Here is a 517-nt window from a genome sequence, read left to right on the forward strand (position 1 = left end):
GGTTCTGCCGCTCCTTGTTCGGCCCCTTGGTGATGGTCAGACCCCAGGTGATCAGCGGCGCGGCGTCGCCCGGCCAGCAGTGCTGTACGGGGATTGCCCCCAGGTCGACGTCATCACCTTCGATGATCACTTCCTGGCAGGGCGCGTCCTTGAGAACCTTGGGCGCCATGCTGATGACCTTCTTGTAGATCGGCAGCTTGCTCCAGGCGTCCTTCAGCCCCTTCGGCGGCTCCGGCTCCTTGAGAAACGCCAGCAGCTTGCCGATCTCACGCAGTTCGGAGACATCCTCGGCGCCCATACCGAGGGCGACCCGCTGCGGCGTGCCGAACAGATTGCCGAGCACCGGCATGTCGAAACCCGTCGGGTTCTCGAAGAGCAGTGCCGGGCCCTGCTTGCGCAGGGTGCGGTCACAGATTTCGGTCATTTCCAGAACCGGGGAGACAGCAGCCGTGACGCGCTTGAGCTCACCGCGTTTTTCCAGGCCGCTGATAAAGTCGCGCAGATCGCGATACTGCAT

At 63.4% G+C, this 517-nt stretch carries 1 protein-coding gene; it reads right to left on the minus strand.

Translation table 11 applies throughout. From position 1 onward, the window contains the following. A partial coding sequence (locus tag CXQ94_RS24145; RefSeq protein ID WP_181034385.1) for a UbiD family decarboxylase domain-containing protein occupies positions 1 to 517 on the minus strand: 517 nt, incomplete at its 3' end.

Source organism: Arthrobacter sp. GMC3 (assembly GCF_002929305.1).
Lineage (GTDB): Bacteria > Actinomycetota > Actinomycetes > Actinomycetales > Micrococcaceae > Specibacter.